Origin of the sequence: Blastococcus sp. CCUG 61487, from assembly GCF_005222955.1 — a bacterium.
GTDB lineage: Bacteria > Actinomycetota > Actinomycetes > Mycobacteriales > Geodermatophilaceae > Blastococcus.
The window spans coordinates 1-16849 of sequence record NZ_LWUA01000266.1 but is presented as its reverse complement, the minus strand read 5'-3'; the positions used below and the strand labels follow the sequence as shown (position 1 = coordinate 16849).

General features: G+C 74.0%; 15 protein-coding genes and 1 tRNA gene. 2 read left to right on the top strand and 14 right to left on the bottom strand.

Annotation, left to right across the window (positions count from 1 at the left end):
- Window positions 1-40: 40 nt before the first annotated feature.
- The 7 genes from A6V29_RS17145 to A6V29_RS17115 form a co-directional block, all read right to left on the bottom strand.
- Window positions 41-1261 (bottom strand): DUF1972 domain-containing protein, encoded by a 1221-nt coding sequence (locus A6V29_RS17145; protein WP_137161428.1) that lies wholly within the window; start codon window positions 1259-1261, stop codon window positions 41-43.
- A gap of 150 nt (window positions 1262-1411) precedes the next feature.
- Window positions 1412-2908, bottom strand: coding sequence for a sugar transferase (locus tag A6V29_RS17140; RefSeq protein ID WP_137161427.1), 1497 nt, complete (start codon window positions 2906-2908; stop codon window positions 1412-1414).
- 196 nt (window positions 2909-3104) lie between these two features.
- Window positions 3105-3668 (bottom strand): aminoacyl-tRNA hydrolase, encoded by a 564-nt coding sequence (pth, locus tag A6V29_RS17135; RefSeq protein WP_249933310.1) that lies wholly within the window; start codon window positions 3666-3668, stop codon window positions 3105-3107.
- Window positions 3669-3760: 92 nt separating this feature from the next.
- Window positions 3761-4471, bottom strand: a complete 711-nt coding sequence (locus A6V29_RS17130; RefSeq protein ID WP_137161425.1) for a 50S ribosomal protein L25/general stress protein Ctc — start codon at window positions 4469-4471, stop codon at window positions 3761-3763.
- Window positions 4472-4611: 140 nt separating this feature from the next.
- Entirely contained in the window at window positions 4612-5592 is a 981-nt protein-coding gene (locus A6V29_RS17125; RefSeq protein WP_137161424.1) for a ribose-phosphate diphosphokinase, read from the bottom strand.
- Window positions 5589-7103, bottom strand: a complete 1515-nt coding sequence (gene glmU, locus A6V29_RS17120; protein ID WP_212719533.1) for a bifunctional UDP-N-acetylglucosamine diphosphorylase/glucosamine-1-phosphate N-acetyltransferase GlmU — start codon at window positions 7101-7103, stop codon at window positions 5589-5591. The genes A6V29_RS17125 and glmU overlap by 4 nt, the downstream gene beginning before the upstream one ends.
- Window positions 7104-7132: 29 nt before the next feature.
- Window positions 7133-7205, bottom strand: a tRNA-Gln gene (locus A6V29_RS17115).
- 176 nt (window positions 7206-7381) lie between these two features.
- Here A6V29_RS17115 and A6V29_RS17110 point away from each other — a divergent pair.
- Entirely contained in the window at window positions 7382-8365 is a 984-nt protein-coding gene (locus A6V29_RS17110) for an acyl-CoA desaturase (RefSeq protein ID WP_212719530.1), read from the top strand.
- Window positions 8366-8394: 29 nt separating this feature from the next.
- Complete coding sequence (locus tag A6V29_RS17105; RefSeq protein ID WP_137161422.1) at window positions 8395-9015, top strand: TetR/AcrR family transcriptional regulator; 621 nt, start codon at window positions 8395-8397, stop codon at window positions 9013-9015.
- Here the strand turns inward: A6V29_RS17105 and A6V29_RS17100 are convergent.
- The 7 genes from A6V29_RS17100 to A6V29_RS17070 all read right to left on the bottom strand — a co-directional run bounded on the left by A6V29_RS17100 (window position 9008) and on the right by A6V29_RS17070 (window position 16566).
- Window positions 9008-9934, bottom strand: coding sequence for a 4-(cytidine 5'-diphospho)-2-C-methyl-D-erythritol kinase (locus tag A6V29_RS17100; protein WP_137161421.1), 927 nt, complete (start codon window positions 9932-9934; stop codon window positions 9008-9010). The two genes, A6V29_RS17105 and A6V29_RS17100, sit on opposite strands and share 8 nt — an antisense overlap.
- Window positions 9931-10875, bottom strand: coding sequence for a 16S rRNA (adenine(1518)-N(6)/adenine(1519)-N(6))-dimethyltransferase RsmA (gene rsmA, locus A6V29_RS17095; protein WP_249933309.1), 945 nt, complete (start codon window positions 10873-10875; stop codon window positions 9931-9933). The genes A6V29_RS17100 and rsmA overlap by 4 nt, the downstream gene beginning before the upstream one ends.
- Entirely contained in the window at window positions 10805-11896 is a 1092-nt protein-coding gene (locus A6V29_RS17090) for a resuscitation-promoting factor (RefSeq protein WP_137161420.1), read from the bottom strand. The genes rsmA and A6V29_RS17090 overlap by 71 nt, the downstream gene beginning before the upstream one ends.
- A gap of 328 nt (window positions 11897-12224) precedes the next feature.
- On the bottom strand, window positions 12225-13064 hold the full coding sequence (locus tag A6V29_RS17085; protein WP_170977932.1) for a hypothetical protein: 840 nt from the start codon (window positions 13062-13064) through the stop codon (window positions 12225-12227).
- Window positions 13065-13130: 66 nt separating this feature from the next.
- The gene (locus A6V29_RS17080; RefSeq protein WP_137161419.1) at window positions 13131-14021 is read right to left on the bottom strand and encodes a TatD family hydrolase; all 891 of its coding nucleotides are present in this window, start codon (window positions 14019-14021) and stop codon (window positions 13131-13133) included.
- A 37-nt stretch (window positions 14022-14058) separates the two neighbouring features.
- Window positions 14059-15855, bottom strand: a complete 1797-nt coding sequence (gene metG / locus A6V29_RS17075) for a methionine--tRNA ligase (RefSeq protein ID WP_137161418.1) — start codon at window positions 15853-15855, stop codon at window positions 14059-14061.
- A gap of 48 nt (window positions 15856-15903) precedes the next feature.
- Window positions 15904-16566 (bottom strand): hypothetical protein, encoded by a 663-nt coding sequence (locus A6V29_RS17070; RefSeq protein ID WP_137161417.1) that lies wholly within the window; start codon window positions 16564-16566, stop codon window positions 15904-15906.
- Window positions 16567-16849: the final 283 nt, after the last annotated feature.

Genomic DNA, 16849 nt, shown 5'->3' with positions numbered 1-16849 from the left:
TGCCCGTCGGGAGAGCGGCGTGCGGTCGTCCCTGCCGTGCTCATGGCATTCCCCTGGATCGCGTGGCGTCCTCCGCCTCGTCCGCGGGCACCTGCCGCGGAGTGGGGAGGCGCACCTGCTCCCCCGGCCCCGCCGGGGCCCGACGGCCGCTGGGCCGCCGAGCCGGCGACTCGCGTCGGGCCAGCGCCGCGGCCAGCCGTTCGTAGCCCTCGGTGACGCTGTCCCAGTCGTAGTCCTGGGCCAGCTCGCGAGCCCGCAGGCCGCTCTTCAGGACCGCTTCGCGGTCGGCTTCGGCCGCGTCGACCAGCGCGGCGACGTCTGCGGCGTCGCCGAAGTAGCGCCCCGACTCCCCCGCGACCTCCCGGTTGAAGTCCACGTCGTAGGCGAGCACGGCCGCACCCGCGCCGATGGCCCGCAGCAGCGAGGGGTTGGTGCCGCCGACGGAGTGGCCGTGCAGATAGGTGTAGGCGTTCGCGTAGAGCTGGTCGAGCTGAACCTGGTCCCAGACCCCGCCCAGGAAGCGCACCCGCTGATCCGCGGCCGCGTGCACCCGGGCGGTGTAGGCGTCGGAGTACGGCGCGGAGCCCACCACGACCAGCGGCTTGGTGGCCGCGCTGCGCGCGTAGCCCTCCACGATGACGTCCACGTGGTTCTCCGGCTCGAAGCGGGCGACGACCAGGTGGTACTCCCCCGGCACCAGGTCCAGCTCGGCCAGCCGGTCGGCCCCGGGCTCCACGAGCGGAGCGCCGTAGCGCAGCAGGGTGGTCGGTGCGCCGAACTCGGCGCGGTAGTAGTCGGCGATGCCCCGGGCATCGGCGATCAGCGCGTCCGACCAGCGCACCGCCAGCGACTCGGCGAACCGGTAGTAGCGCTGGCCGACCGGCCCCCACTTGGCCCGCTTCCACTCGAGTCCGTCCACGTGGGTGGCGAAGGGGATGCGGGCGGCGCGCAGCACCGGGAGGAGCGGCGCGTTGGCCGCGTTGAAGACGATCGCCGCGTCGGTCCGGTGGGTCACCAGGTGGACGACGGACAGCGCCGTGTGGCTCAGCGTCTCCAGCGAGCGCTTCCGCGCGGCGGGCAGGTGGACGAGGTCCATACCCAGGTGCTGCCGGGGTCGCGCTGCGTCGCCGTCGACGGTCCGGCAGTAGACGACGACCTCGTGCCCGCGCGCGACCAGGCGCCGGCCGACCTCCTCGACGGCGGTCTCGAACCCGCCGTACCTGGCCGGGACACCGCGGGTGCCCAGCATGGCGATGCGCATCGGAAATCCGTCCGTCGGCTGGTCGGCGACCTGGTCCGGCCGCTCCGGCGCGTGTGCACGCGCCTCGGTCGAGGATTCCCGCTGTGCAGCGCGGTGGCTCCGATCCGGCCGACGCCGTGCCCCCACCGGGTGACCCTCGGAAGGGGCAGGTCAGTAGGCCCCCGAGCGGCTGAGCACCGCTCGCGCGGTCTTCCAGATGATCAGGAAGTCGGTGGCCAGGGACCAGTTCTCCACGTAGCGGAGGTCCAGCCGCACCGCCTCCTCCCAGGGCAGGTCGCTGCGTCCGGAGATCTGCCAGAGCCCGGTGAGCCCGGGCTTGACCAGCAGCCGCCGGCTGATCGAGGAGTCGTACCGGGCGACCTCGCTCGGCAGCGGAGGTCGCGGTCCGACGAGCGCCATGGTGCCGCCGAGCACGTTGAACAGCTGGGGCAGCTCGTCGAGCGAGAGCCGGCGCAGCCAGCGCCCCACGGGGGTGACCCGGGGGTCCTCGCGCATCTTGAACAGCAGCCCGTCGGAGATGTTGTCCGCCTGGATCTCCCCGAGACGCTGGTCGGCGTCGACGACCATGCTCCGGAACTTGAGCATCGTGAAGGACCGGCCGTTGATGCCGATTCGCTCCTGGCGGTACAACGCCGGCCCCGAGCTGGTGAGCCGGACGGCCAACGCGATACCGGCCAGCACGGGAGCCAGGGCCAGCAGCGCCAGCGCTGCGGCGATCCGGTCGAAGGCACCCTTGACCATGCGCTGCCAGCCCTCGAACCGCGGCTGCTCCACGGAGAGGAGGGGCAGCCCCTCGAACGGCCGGATGTGCAGGCGCGGACCGGCGACCTCGATCAGGCCGGGAGCGACGAGGAGCTCGACCCCGCTACCCTCCAGCTGCCACGACAGCTGCCGGAGGTACTGCGCGGCGGTCTCGCTGGCCGAGGTGACCGCGATCGTGTCGGCTCCGAGACGGGCCGCCAGGGAGACCGCGTCGTCCAGCCCCCCGACCGGCACGTCGGCCAGGTTCGCGACCCGAGCCCGGTCGGAGGGGGTGACGCAGAGGCCGACGACGTCGAGCCCGGCGAAGGCCTCGCGGCGGACGCGGTCGGCCAGCTCGAGGACCGCCCCGCCACGGCCGACGACCACGACCCGCTTGGTGCACTGGCCGCGGGCCCGGAGCCGGCGCAGGTAGCAACGCGCCGCGTAGCGCCACAGCAGCGTGATCAGGGTGAGGGCGGGGACACCGATGACCACCAGCGCCCGGCTGAGGTCGAGGTCGGCCGCGTAGGAGACGAAGCCGGCGACCGCGAGCAGCAGGAGCCCCGCTCGCCCGACGGTGCGGTACTCGTCGCTGCCGGTCCCGAACACCCGCTCGGCGTACGCACCGCAGGCCCACAGGAGCAGCGGCCAGGCCGGGACCAGCGCCACGGAGGCCCAGAACAGGGTCGGCGTCGGCGGCAGGTCCGACCTGGTGAGCACGATGGCGGCGCCGACGGCCGCGGCGGCGAGGGCCTCGACGACGGCCAGCGTGATCGCGTAGTTCCGCACCCAGGCAGGTGTCGCGGGAGGCAGCAGCGCGGGGACCGGCGTCCCCGCGGCGAGCTCCGGACGCGGCACGGGGATCGAATCCAGGGCGCGCGAGGTCGTCCCTCTGTCGACCTGCATGCGTGCCCCCCGTTACGCAACGTCATAGCGTCGACACCTGGGGGCTGAGGCAGCAACCTCTGAACTGGACGTTCTCCCCCGGCGAAGTCCCGACGCCGGAGGCAACCCTCACAATCCGTCACCGTTCGGGTCAACTGCGGGGCCGGACCTTCACCCGAACGGGAGGGACCGTCACCCGCGGCAGGTGACCTGCGTCTCAACTCCGGGGGTGGACCTCGTTCTGCGCCGTCTCGAGGCCCCGGGCGAGCAGCAGCTCGGCGGCGTCGGCGGCCTCGACCAGCAGGAGGTCGAGCTCCTTGCGCTCGGTCGAGGAGAAGTCCCTGAGCACGAAGTCGGCGGGATCCTGGCGGCCGGGGGGACGGCCGATGCCCACCCGCACGCGCAGGTAGTCGCGGGTGCCGGTGGACCGGGAGATCGAGCGCAGGCCGTTGTGGCCGCCCTCGCCGCCGCCCCGCTTGAGACGCACGGTGGCGAAGGGCAGGTCGAGCTCGTCGTGCACCACGACGAGGTCGGTGACCGGCAGCTTGTGGTAGTCGAGCAGCCCGCGCACCGGCCCGCCCGACTCGTTCATGTAGGTGAGCGGCCGGGCGAGGACCACCCGCCGTCCGGCCAGCCGGCCCTCGCCGCTGACCGCGCGGGACCGGGGCCCCTTGCCGGGCGAGAGCCGGATGCCCGCGCGCTCGGCGAGGACGTCGAGCACCATGGCGCCGACGTTGTGCCGGTGGCCGGCGTAGCCGGGGCCCGGGTTGCCCAGGCCCACGACGAGGAACGGCCCCTCGCTGGGAACCGACGCCGCGGGGGCGCCGGCAGTGCCGGCGCCCCCGCGGGTCGTGCTCTCGCTCAGCGGATGCCTCAGCTGTCCGCGGACGCCTCGGCCGCGTCCATCGACTCGCCGCTGCCCTGGTCCTGGGGCTCGGGGACGACGTCGCCCTGGCCGGTGCTCTCGGCCGCGTCGGACTCCTCGCGCTCGATGCCGGCCTCGCTCTCCGCCTCGGCCAGCTCGGCCTCGAGGGCCTCGGCGGTCGGAGCGGCCATGAGGTTGACGACCAGCGCCTCGGGGTCGGTGAGCAGGGTCGCCCCGCTCGGCAGGGTCAGGGCACCGGCGGTGAAGCCCTCGCCGACGACGCGGTCGGTGACGTCGACCTCGATCGACTCGGGGATGCTGGTGGCGGCCACCTGCACCGAGACCGTGTTGAGCTCGATGCTCACCAGGGTGTCGGGGCCGGGCTGGCCGACGACGACGACGGGGACGTCCACGGTGACCTTCTCGCCGCGGCGGACGATGACCAGGTCGACGTGCTCGTGGACCCGCTTGATCGGGTCGCGCTGGACGGCCTTGGTGAGCGCGAGCTGCTCCTTGCCGTCGATCACGACGGTCAGCAGGGCGTTCGAGCCGCCGTTGCGCAGCGCGGCGGCGAACTCGCGGGCCGGGAGCGACAGGTGGACGACGTCCCGGCCGTGGCCGTAGAGGACGGCGGGGATGCGGCCGGCCCGGCGGGTGCGCCGCGCGCTGCCCTTGCCGAACTCGGTGCGGGTCTCGGCTTCGAGCCGGAAGTCAGCCACGGTGGTGTGCTCCTCGAGAGGTGGATCGGGTCTGCGGGCCGGCGCCGACGCAGCACACCTCAGGAGGCAGGCACGTCGATAACGGAGCGCGAGCTCCCTCGCCGGGCCGTGCCACCGTACCTCACCTTCGGCGAGGGTCGTCAGGAGGCGCCGTCGAAGAGGCTCGTGACCGAGCCGTCCTCGAAGACCTCCTTGATCGCCCGCGCCAGCAACGGGGCGATGGAGAGCACGGTCAGCTTGTCGAACTGGCGCTCGGCCTCGATGGGCAGCGTGTTGGTCACGATGACCTCGCTGACCTTGCTGTTGGAGAGCCGCTCGGCGGCCGGCCCCGACAGCACGCCGTGGGTGGCGGCGACGATCACGTCGGCGGCGCCGGCGTCGAACAGCGTCTCGGCGGCCTTCACGATCGTGCCGCCGGTGTCGATCATGTCGTCGACCAGGATGCAGAGCCGGCCCTCGACCTCGCCGACGACGCGGTTGGCCACGACCTCGTTGGCGACCAGCGGGTCACGGGTCTTGTGGATGAAGGCCAGCGGGGTGCCGCCCAGCTTGTCGCTCCACCGCTCCGAAACCCGCACCCGGCCCGAGTCGGGCGAGACGACGGTGATGTCGCGGTCGCCCCACCGCTCCTTGACGTGGTCGATCAGCAGGTCCATGGCGAACAGGTGGTCGACCGGGCCGTCGAAGAAGCCCTGGATCTGCGCGGTGTGCAGGTCGACGGCCATGAGCCGGTCGGCGCCGGCGGTCTTGAACAGGTCGGCGATGAGGCGGGCGGAGATCGGCTCGCGGCCGCGGTGCTTCTTGTCCTGCCGCGCGTACGGGAAGAACGGCGCCACCACGGTGATGCGCTTGGCCGAGGCGCGCTTGAGCGCGTCGACCATGATCAACTGCTCCATGAGCCAGGTGTTGAGCGGCGCGGTGTGGCTCTGCACCACGAAGGCGTCGCAGCCGCGCACCGACTCCTCGAACCGCACGAACAGCTCGCCGTTGGCGAACTCGTAGGCCGCCGTCGGGGTGGGGGTCACGCCCAGGTGCCCGGCGATCTCGTCCGCGAGCTCGGGGTACGCCCGGCCGGAGAAGAGCATCAGGCTCTTGTTGGTCGTCTGCCGGATCGCGCTCATCGGCTTGGTCGTCCCTCGTCGTCGTCGTGCGCCCCGGTGTTCTCGGGGGCGTCCGTCAACCGTTCGGCGGCTGCGGCGGCCTCCGCGGCGGGGGTACCCGGCCGTCGGCGGAGGACCCAGCCTCCCACATTCCGCTGGGTGGCCCGCGCCACGCCCATGGCCCCGGGAGGCACGTCCTTGGTGATCACCGAGCCGGCCGCGGTGTAGGCGCCGTCGCCGACGGTGACGGGTGCCACGAGCATGCTGTCCGACCCGATGCGGGCGTGGTCGCCGATCGTCGTCCGGTGCTTGGTGACGCCGTCGTAGTTGACGAAGACCGTCGCCGCGCCGATGTTCGCGCCCAGCCCGATGGTCGCGTCACCCACGTAGGACAGGTGCGGCACCTTCGACCCCTCGCCGACCTCGACGTTCTTCGTCTCGACGAAGGCGCCCACCTTGCTCCCGCGGGCCAGCCGGGTGCCCGGACGCAGGTAGCTGAACGGTCCGACGACGGCCTCCGGGCCGATGACCGCCTCGAGGCAGTGCGACCGCACGACGCTCGCGCCGGCCTCGACTGTGCAGTCGACCAGCGTGGTGTCGGGCCCGACGACGGCGCCGGACGCGATCGTCGTCGCCCCCCGCAGCTGGGTGCCCGGCTCGAGCACGGTGTCGTTGCCGACGGTGACCGTGACGTCCACCCACGTCGTCCCCGGGTCGACCACCGTCACCCCGTCGCGCATCAGGCGGTCGAGGACGCGGTCGTTGAGCGTGCGCCGGCGCGCGGCCAGTTCGCGGCGGTCGTTGCAGCCGAGCACGTCGTCGGGATCCTCGGCGGGGGTGCCACCCACCCGGGCGCCGTCGGCGACCAGCAGGCCGAGGACGTCGGTGACGTACAGCTCGCCCTGGTCGTTGTCCGCGCCGATGCGGGACAGCCCGTCGCGCAGGGCGGCGGCGTCACCGACGTAGACGCCGGCGTTGATCTCCCGGATCGCGCGCTGCTCGGGGGTCGCGTCCCGCTCCTCCACGATGGCCGTGACCGCGCCCGAGGCGTCGCGGACGATGCGGCCCAGCCCGGTGGGGTCCTCGACCTCGGCGGTCAGCACGGTGAGGGCGTTGCCGGCGCGCGCGTGCTCGGCGACGAGGGCGGTGACGGTCTCGGGGCGCAGGAGAGGGGCGTCGCCGTTGACCAGCAGCACCGCGCCCTCCAGGTCCGGCACGGCGTCGAGGGCGACGACGGCGGCGTGCCCGGAGCCGCGCTGCTCCTCCTGGACCACCGGCAGCGCCGCGGGCGCGACCTCGGCCAGGTGCGCCTCGACCTGGTCGCGGCCCGAGCCGACGACGACGATCGTCGTGCCCGCCGCCAGCGGCTCGGCGGCGGCCAGCACGTGTCCGAGCAGCGACCGCCCCCCGAGCTCGTGCAACACCTTGGGGGTCGCCGAGCGCATGCGGGTGCCCTGCCCTGCGGCGAGCACGACGACGGCGGCGACGGCCGGTTCACCGGCGCTGGACGCCGATCGCTCCTGCGGACTCACGGATCTCCTCGGCTGCGGGACTGCGTACGCTGGGGGACTCGGACTCGAACCGAGACTGCACGGCTCCAAAGGCCGGCGGGCTGCCGATTACCCCATCCCCCACCCGTGACCCGCATGGGCCGCGCCACGGGGACGCCGTACCTCACGGCGTCCGGGGGGAAGCCTAGGGGGCGCGGGTTCGCGGCGTACCCTACGGTCCCGTAGGTTTCGAGCACGCACTCCGGAGCATGACGGCACGCCCGCGCCCGGACCCCTTCCCCCCGCTCAGGAGTTCCCCCGTGTCCGCACCCGCCCTCACCCGGCCGACGGCGCCTCCCCTCGCCGAACCGCACGTCGGGCTGCCGGCGAACGCCATCGGCCGGCGCAAGAGCACGCTGGAGATCGTCACCCTCTACGTGATCGTGCTCGTGCCGTTCCTGGCGCTGGCCGCCGTCGTCCCCGCCGTCTGGGGGTGGGGGCTGTCCTGGCTGGACGTGGGCCTCGCGGTCGGCTTCTACTACCTCACGCTGCTCGGCGTCACCGTCGGCTACCACCGGCACTTCACGCACGGCTCGTTCAAGGCCACGCGCCCGCTCCGGCTGGGGCTGGCCGTCGCCGGGTCGATGGCGATCCAGGGCCCGGTCATCCAGTGGGTGGCCGACCACCGCCGCCACCACGCCTTCGCCGACCGGGCCGGCGACCCGCACTCGCCGTGGCGGTACGGCACGGATCTGCGCGCGCTGCTCAAGGGCATGTGGCACGCGCACCTGGGCTGGACGTTCGAGCGACGCAAGACCAACCAGGAGCGCTACGCCCCCGACCTGCTCAAGGACGGCGCGCTGGTCACCACCAGCAAGCTGTTCGTGGTGTGGGCCTTCCTCAGCCTGGCGCTGCCGGCGCTGCTCGGCGGCCTGATCACCGGCAGCTGGGCCGGGGCGTGGTCGGCGTTCTTCTGGGCCGGACTGGTCCGCGTGGCGCTGCTGCACCACGTCACCTGGTCGATCAACTCGGTCTGCCACGTGCTGGGCAATCGCCCGTTCGTCTCCCGGGACCGGGCGACGAACTTCTGGCCGCTGGCGATCCTCAGCGGCGGGGAGTCCTGGCACAACCTGCACCACGCCGACCCCACCTGCGCCCGCCACGGGGTCCTGCGCGGCCAGATCGACATCAGCGCCCGCGTCATCTGGGTGTTCGAGAAGCTCGGCTGGGCGTCGCACGTCAAGTGGCCCGACCCGGTGCGGCTGGCCGCCAAGCGGCGCGTGCCCGCACCGGCCGCGCCTTGAAGGGGGACCCGCCCCGTCCGCGGGTGCGGATGACCGGTGCCGAGCGGCGCCAGCAGTTGCTGGACGTGGCCCGCGAGCTGTTCGGCCGCCGCGGCTACGGCGCCACCTCGGTGGAGGAGATCGCCGCCAGCGCCGCCGTCAGCAAGCCCGTCGTCTACGAGCACTTCGGCGGCAAGGAGGGCATCTACGCCGTCGTCGTCGACAGGGAGATGCAGCGGCTGCTCGGCCGCTTCACCACAGCGCTGTCCGACCCCGGCTCCCCGCGGGACCTGCTCCAGCGCGCCGCGCTGGTGCTGCTGGAGTACATCGAGACCGACACCGACGGCTTCCTGGTGCTCACCCGCGACGCCCCGGTGCCGGGCGGGACCGGCACGTACTCGTCGCTCATCGGCGAGGTCGCGCGCAAGGTGGAGCACCTCCTCGGCGACCAGTTCGACGCCCGCGGTTACGACCCGCAGCTCGCCGAGCTCTACAGCCAGGCGCTCGTCGGCATGGTCGCCCTGGTCGGCCAGTGGTGGCTGGAGACCCGCTCGCCGGACAAGCGCGCCGTGGCCGCGCACCTGGTGAACCTGGCCTACAACGGCCTGTCCCACCTCGATCCGGCGCCGGAGCTGGCCGAGGAGCAGGCGGACGGTTCCTCGCTCAGCTGACCAGGCGGGCGCCCGGCACCGGTCCGGCGACCGCCCGGACCGTGCGGAACACGCCTTCACCGGCCATCGCCGCCGCGAGCCCGACGGCGGCCTGCTCGTCCTCTGCGAGCGCGGCGACGGTCGGCCCGGAGCCGCTGACCAGGGCGCCGAGGGCGCCGGCGTCGGTCGCGACCCGCAGCGCCCGCCGCAGCGCCGGGCGCAGCCCCACCGCGGCCGGCTGCAGGTCGTTGGCCAGCGCCGCCGCGAGGGCAATCGCCGGGCCAGAGCGCAGCGCGGCCATGACCGGCTCGGCCGGGAGCAGGTCGGCGCCGTCGGGCACCCGGCCGTCGTCCCGGAGCCGGTCGAGTTCGGCGTAGACCGACGGCGTCGACAGCCCCTCGCCGGCGATGCCGAGCACCCAGTGCCACGAGCGCCGGGCCAGCACCGGGGTCAGCTGCTCCCCGCGGCCGGTCCCGAGCGCGACACCGCCCAGGAGGCTGAAGGGCACGTCGCTGCCCAGCCGGGCGGCGAGAGCGAGCAGGTCCGCCCGGTCGGCGCGGGTGCCCCAGAGCGCGTCGAGCGCGACCAGCGCCGCCGCGGCGTCCGCGCTGCCGCCGGCCAGCCCGGCCGCCGCGGGGATCGACTTGGCCACTTCCAGCTGCGCGTCGGCCGGCACCCCGGCGTGCTCCGCGAGCAGCTCCGCCGCCCGCCACACCAGGTTCCGCCGGTCGGTCGGCACCGCGTCGGCGCCTTCGGCCGCCCCGGTGCCCTCCCCGGTCACGGTGAGCGCGAGCCCGTCCCCCGGGCGGGCGGTGACGGTGTCGAACAGCGAGACGGCGAGGTACACGGTGCGCAGCTCGTGGAAGCCGTCCGCGCGCAGGGGGCCGACCGCGAGGTGCACGTTGATCTTGGCGGGGGCGCGGGCGGTCACCGCGGTCATGGCCGGGCCTCGGTGGCCGCGAGCCGTGCGAAGTCGGTCACCGACAACTGCTCGCCGCGGGCGGAGGGGTCGATGCCGGCGGCCCGCAGCCGGGTCTCGGCCGCGGCCGGGCTGCCGGCCCAGCGGGCGAGCGCCGCGCGCAGGCTCTTGCGGCGCATGCCGAACGCGGCGTCGACCACCGCGAAGGTGGCCTGCCGGTCTCCGGCCGGCGGTGGTCGACGCACCAGGGCCACCAGGCCGGAGTCGACGTTGGGCTCCGGCCAGAACACCCGCCGGCCGACGTTGCCCGCCCGGCGCACCTCGCCGTACCAGGCGGCCTTGACCGAGGGCACCCCGTAGGCCGGAGCCCCGGGCGGGGCGGCGAGCCGCTCGGCCACCTCGGCCTGCACGAGGATCAGGGCGCGGTCCAGGGTCGGCAGCAGCTCCAGCAGGTGCAGGAGCACGGGCACGGCCACGTTGTAGGGCAGGTTCGCCACCAGGGCGGTCGGCGGCCGGCCGGGGAGCTCCCGCAGCCGCAGGGCGTCGGCCTCGACGACAGTCAGCCGGTCGGCCAGGTCGGGGCGCCGCTCGGCGACGGTGCCGGGCAACCGCTGGGCCAGTCGCGGATCGATCTCCACGGCGACCACCGCAGCGGCCGCCGGCAGCAACCCGAGGGTCAGCGAGCCCAGGCCGGGGCCGACCTCGAGGACGACGTCGTCGTCCCGCAGGTCGGCGGTCCGCACGATCCGGCGGATCGTGTTGGCGTCGTGCAGGAAGTTCTGCCCCAGCGATTTCGTCGGGCGCAGCCCGAGCTCCTGGGCCAGCTCGCGGATCGCGGCCGGCCCGAGGAGCCCGTCGGCCTGCTCGTGCGGCGTGCTCAGGAGGGCTCGATCAGCCGAACAGCCGGGAACCGCAGTGCGGCCACTGGCCGGCGCCCGAGCGCTGGTAGAGCAGCTGCGCACGGTAGGTCTGCTCGTCGGCCGACGCGGCGGCCGGGTCACCGGAGCCGCCGACGGAGTTCCAGGTGCCCTGCGAGAACTGGTACATGCCGCGGTACTTGCCCGTCGAGCTGACGGCGTTCGGCCGGCCACCGGACTCGCACGCCGCCAGGGCGCCCCAGTTCAGGCCGTCGGCCGCGGGCCGGTTGGTCGGGCGGGGCTTGGTGCCGACGGCGACCTGCGCGGTGACCGGCTCCTTGGCGACGGCGGCGCTCAGCTGCTCGCGAGCGGTCTCGACCCCGTCGACGACGGTGACGCGGTAGGTGACGGTCCGCTCGCCGTTCACGCCGGCCGTGGTGACCTTCTTGTCGCCGACGAACGCCTCGGGGTTCTGCGTCTCGACGGTCTCGTGCGGGATCGGCTCGGTGACGGTGACGTCGGAGATCTGCACGCGGAACACCTGCAGCCGCATCTGGTGCACCAGCGGCGTCGTGAGGTCGACGCTCGCGGTGTCGGTGGCGCCGAGCACCACGCCCTGCTCGGCGAGCAGGTCGGCGCCGGTCGCCGCGGTGGTGGTCACGACGTGCTCCTGGCCGTCGACCACGAGCACGACGTCCTTGGGAGTGGTGATCTGCAGGCTCATGCCGTCCAGCGGCAGGCGCTCGCTGCGGCTGGCGGACAGGACCAGGCCGTCGGCCCGGAGGCCGAGTTGCTCCAGGGCCTCCTCGACCGACAGCGCGGTCACGTAGACCTCCCGCTCGACGCCGTCGATGGTCAGCTTCAGCGGACGGGCGCGGTTGAGGACGACGGTGTCGCCGTCGGCGACCGGCTCGTCGGCGGCGGGCAGCAGGACGTCGTGCGCGGCCGGCTCCAGGCCTGCCTCCTCCAGGACCTCGCCGACGGTGTCGGCGTAGGTGCCGATCCGCTCGGCCTGCCCGTCGACGGTGAGGACGACGGACTTCTGGGCGACGAAGAAGGCCAGCGATCCGCCGACGAGTCCGAGCAGGACGACGGCGAAGAGGCTGAGGCGGAGCGAGCGGTGCACGGCACATCCAGGGGTCACGGGACCCGGGCAGGAGGAACGGGCACGCCGCGGTGGACGGCACGCCCGTTGCAGCACGCATCCGGGCCGACTGCTCGGCCCGGGGCGTCTCCACCCCGGCTGTCGATCACGACACGATAACGAACACGGTGTGTGTGGCAACGGTGCGGAACGAGTGAACCAGACCGTCGCCATGTCGCTATGTGGACGCGCCGACACGTTCCGTGACAGCCATGCCGGGGCGGGGCGGGGTCAGCACACGTTCGTGGGTCGCGCTGCGGTGACCATCCCCACAGCGTGGCTGGCGTTCCGAACGGGTAACGGCGACGGTTCAGCCCGCGAGCGCCCGCGACCCCGTGCGCACCGGCCGCAGCCAGGTGACGAGGAAGACGGCGACCGCGAGTCCGGCGGCCAGCGCGGAGAAGCCACTGCCGACGAGCGCAACCGGCAGCAGGTCGAAGTGCTCGGTCACCCGGTCGCCCCGCTCGATGCCGGCCGCGAGGAGCAGCACACCTAGGGGCAGCAGGGCGACCACCCCGGCTGCGGCCGACACCAGGTGCGCCGTCCAGGTGCGCAGCGCCTCGTCGACGGGGACGTCGGCACCCGCTGCCGGGAGGGGGCGGGCCACGGCACGCAGCAGCGCGAGCTCGGCCAGCAGCCAGGCGACGGCCGGGACCACCGCGGCGGCCCAGCCGACCTGCTCGCTCAGCTCGCCCTCCCGCCACAGCCAGGCGGTCGCCGCCAGCTCCCCGGCCAGCACCCCGCGGGTCGACCAGACCAGCGACGGCGAGACCAGGTCCGCGCGCCGGGGGCGGCGCACCGGCTGGTCGATCGCCCAGCGTGGCCGCGGCCGGGTGACCTCCGCCAGCAGGACGCCGGCCAGGAGGCCCAGCGCGAGGATCGGCACCCACAGGAACACCGACGCCTCGGCCAGCAGGACGACGCTGGCGACGATCCCGGCGATGCCTAGCAGCAGCCCGATCCGTCGCCACCGCCGGCCGTGCTGCTCCTGCTGCTTCAGGACCGCCGCGCCCTCGGTGGTGGGCTCGACCAGCTGGACCGACCCGCCGGCGACCGCCCGCCGGTCCGCGGCGCGTGCCCACGCCCGCCCCAGCAGCACGCCGGGCACCAGCAGGGCGAGGAAGAGCACGACGGCGATGAGACGACCCACTCAGCCATTGTCGCCCTGCCGGACACCAGCGCCACCACCCGCCGCCCCCAGCCTCGGCCCCGGCGGCTACGGGCCCCAGCTGCCGAAGACGCGTTCGGCGGTGGCGGTCAGGGCGTGGCACAGCTCCTCGAGGTCGGTGCCGGTGACCTCGGCGAGGGCGCGGACGGTGTGCGGGACCAGGCGCGAGGCGTTGGGACGGCCGCGGTGCGGCACCGGGGTGAGGAACGGGGAGTCGGTCTCCACGAGCAGCTGGCGGACCGGGGTCACCGCTGCGGCCTCGCGCAGGTCGCCGGCGTTGCCGAACGTGAGCGTGCCCGCGAAGGACAGGACGAACCCCCGCGCCACGCAGGCCCGCGCGAAGGCCGCGTCGCCGGAGAAGCAGTGGAAGACGGTGTGCTCCGGCGCGCCCTCGTCGTCGAGCACCCGCAGGATCTCCTCGTGCGCGTCCCGGTCGTGGATGACCAGCGCGACGCCGTGCCGCTTCGCGATCCGGATGTGCGCGCGGAAGGACGCCTCCTGCGCGTCCCAGCCCTCCGGCCCGGTCCGGTAGCGGTCCAGCCCCGTCTCCCCCACCGCCCGCACCCGCGGCAGCGCCGCCAGCCTGTCGATCTCGGCCAGCGCCTCGTCGGTCGCCTTGCCCGCGCCGGCCTCGTTGGGGTGCAGCGCCACCGCCGCCAGCACGGCCGGGTGCCGCTCGGCCAGCGCCGCCGACCACCGGGACGACGGCACGTCCACGCCCACCTGCACCAGCCGGGTCACGTTCACCGCGGCGGCGGCCGCGATCTCGGCGTCCACGGCCTCGTCGGTGGCCCACTCGCCGTGCTCGTCGTCGGCCGGCCGCTCGCCCAGGACGATGTCCAGGTGGGTGTGGCTGTCCAGCGCGGGCGCCGGGAGCGGCTCCGGCGACGGCGGCGGCTCGCCCCGCCGGTTCGCCCGGGAGGACGCCGACCGGCTCACCGGCTGCCCGCGAGGGCAGAAATGGCCATTTCTGCCCTCATGCGGTGCCCTCCTCCAGGCGGGCGAGCTCCTCCTCCACGACGGAGTCGTCGAGCTTCTTGAAGATCGGCGTCGGCGGGGCCAGTGGCGTGCCCGACGGCAGCGGCCGCGAGCCCCACACCGCGCTCGCGGCGTCGTAGTCGCCGGTGATGACCGGATACGGCGCGCCGTCGTCGAGGTCCTCGGTCTCCACGATCCGCGGCGCCGGCGACCACACGCCCTCCCCGCCGAGCAGCTCGTGCACCTTCTGCGCCGAGTGCGGGAGGAACGGGGTGAGCAGGGCGTTGCAGTCGCTGATCGCCTGCAGGGCCGTGTGCAGCACCGTGTCCCGGCGGGCCGGGTCCTCCTTGAGCTTCCACGGCGCCTGGTCGGAGAGGTACTTGTTCGCCTCGCCCACGACGCGCATCGCCTCGACCGCGGCGGCCTTCTGCCGGTTGCGGCCGAGCAGCTCGCCCACCGGCCCGAAGGCGTTCTTCGTCGACTCCAGCAGGGTGCGGTCGGCGTCGGTCAGCTCACCCGGCGTCGGGACGGCGCCGACGTTCTTCGCCGCCATCGACACCGTGCGGTTGACCAGGTTGCCCCAGCCGGCGACGAGCTCGTCGTTGTTGCGGCGCACGAACTCCGCCCAGGTGAAGTCGGTGTCCTGGCTCTCCGGGCCGGCGGCCGCGATGAAGTAGCGCAGCGCGTCGGCGTCGTACCGGGCGAGGAAGTCGCGGACGTAGATGACCACCTGACGGCTGCTGGAGAACTTGCGGCCCTCCATGGTGAGGAACTCGCTGGAGACCACCTCGGTGGGCAGGTTGAGCCGGCCCAGGGAACCGGGCGAGCCGCCCTTGTCGCCCTCGCCGTTGTAGCCCAGCAGCTGGGCGGGCCAGATCTCGGCGTGGAAGACGATGTTGTCCTTGCCCATGAAGTAGTAGGCGTCGGCGTCCGGCGTCTGCCACCACTGGCGCCACGCGTCCGGGTCGCCCGAGCGCCGGGCCCACTCGATCGAGGCCGACAGGTAGCCGACGACGGCGTCGAACCAGACGTAGATGCGCTTGTCCGGCCGGTCCCGCCAGCCGTCCAGCGGCACCGCGACCCCCCAGTCGATGTCGCGGGTGTAGCTGCGCGGCTTGAGGTCGGTGAGCAGGTTCTTGGCGAAGTTGAGGACGTTGGGCCGCCATCCCCGGCGCGTGTCGAGCCAGTCGCCGAGGGCGCGGGTGAACGCGGGCAGGTCGAGGAAGTAGTGCTCGCTCTCGACGAACGTCGGCGTCTCACCGTTGATCTTGCTGACCGGGTTGATGAGGTCGGTCGGGTCGAGCTGGTTGCCGCAGTTGTCGCACTGGTCGCCGCGAGCGCCGTCGTAGCCGCAGATCGGGCAGGTGCCCTCGATGTAGCGGTCGGGCAGGGTGCGGCCGGTCGACGGGCTGATCGCGCCGAGCGTCGTCTTCGGGAAGACGTAGCCGTTCTTCAGCAGGCCGAGGAAGATCTCCTGGCTGATCTGCGCGTGGTTGACCGTCGTCGTGCGGGTGAACAGGTCGTAGCTCAGCCCGAGGCTGGCCAGGTCGTCGACGATGATCCGGTTGTTCCGGTCGGCGATCTGGCGGGGGGTGATGCCCTCGGCGTCGGCGGCGACGGTGATCGGCGTCCCGTGCTCGTCGGTGCCGCTGACCATCAGGACCCGGTTGCCGTTCATCCGCTGGAAGCGGCTGAAGACGTCGGAGGGGACCCCGAACCCGGAGACGTGGCCGATGTGCCGCGGGCCGTTGGCATAGGGCCAGGCGACCGCGGTCAGGATGTGGCGATCACTCACGGCTCAACAGTACGGACGCCGGTCCAGCCGGCAGCCCGGGCTGTCGGATCAGGGCTGGTACACGACGGTGGAGACCGTGTCGCCGGCGCCGGCGGCGGCCTCGACGGGGGTGAGCAGCGCGACCGCGCCCAGGGCCAGCCCGATGACGCCGAGGGTGGCGGTGGCCAGCAGCCGGTGACCGGTGACGGGGTCGGGGCGGCGCTCCACGGCGCGCGGCGCCGCGGCGACCCACGCCGTCACAGACGTCGACCCGGCGAGCAGCAGCTTGCCCACGGGCACGGCCGCGGCGAGCAGGAGCAGCCCCGGCAGCGGGAGCGCCGCGGGCAGCGGGAGCGGGGCGGAGACGGCGACGACGCCGACCAGCAGGACCAGGCAGAGTTCGGCGATCGAGACGCCGACCAGCATGCGCCGGCCGGTTCCGTCGATCAGCGTGGCGCCGCTGCCGGCGGCCAGCACGATCCAGGCGGCCAGCCCGAGCAGCGCCAGGGCGACCACCGGCCCGGAGGGCCGCGAGGGAGAGGTCAGCAGGCCGTCCAGGCTCTGCAGCGCCACGGCCAGCAGGGCGACGGCCTCGATGACGGCGATGCCACCGGCGGCCAGGGCGCTCAGCGGGCGGCGGGGCGCCGACGTCCCGGTCCCGGCCGGACGCGGCTGGAGCGGGAGCCGCGGCGTCGCGAACGTGTCACGGACGTCCAGAACGCTGATCGCCACGGTGCTCTCCTGTCGGGTGCGGTGCTGTCCCCCGTGTGCTCGTCGCGACCGGGCGCCGGCTGTAGGGCCGAACGCCCGCTTCCACCCGGAGGGGTGAGGTCCGGCCCGCCTACGCTGCGGGAGCACCGCCACGAGGAGATGTCCGATGAGCAGCGCCGAACCGCCGTCCGGGCGACCGATGACCCCGCCGCTGCCCGACCGCGCCTCCACCGCGCCCGGGCCGGCGGGCTCCCCGCCCACGCTGCGGCCCGCGCCGGCCGGTCGCCGCCCGCGGACGGCCACC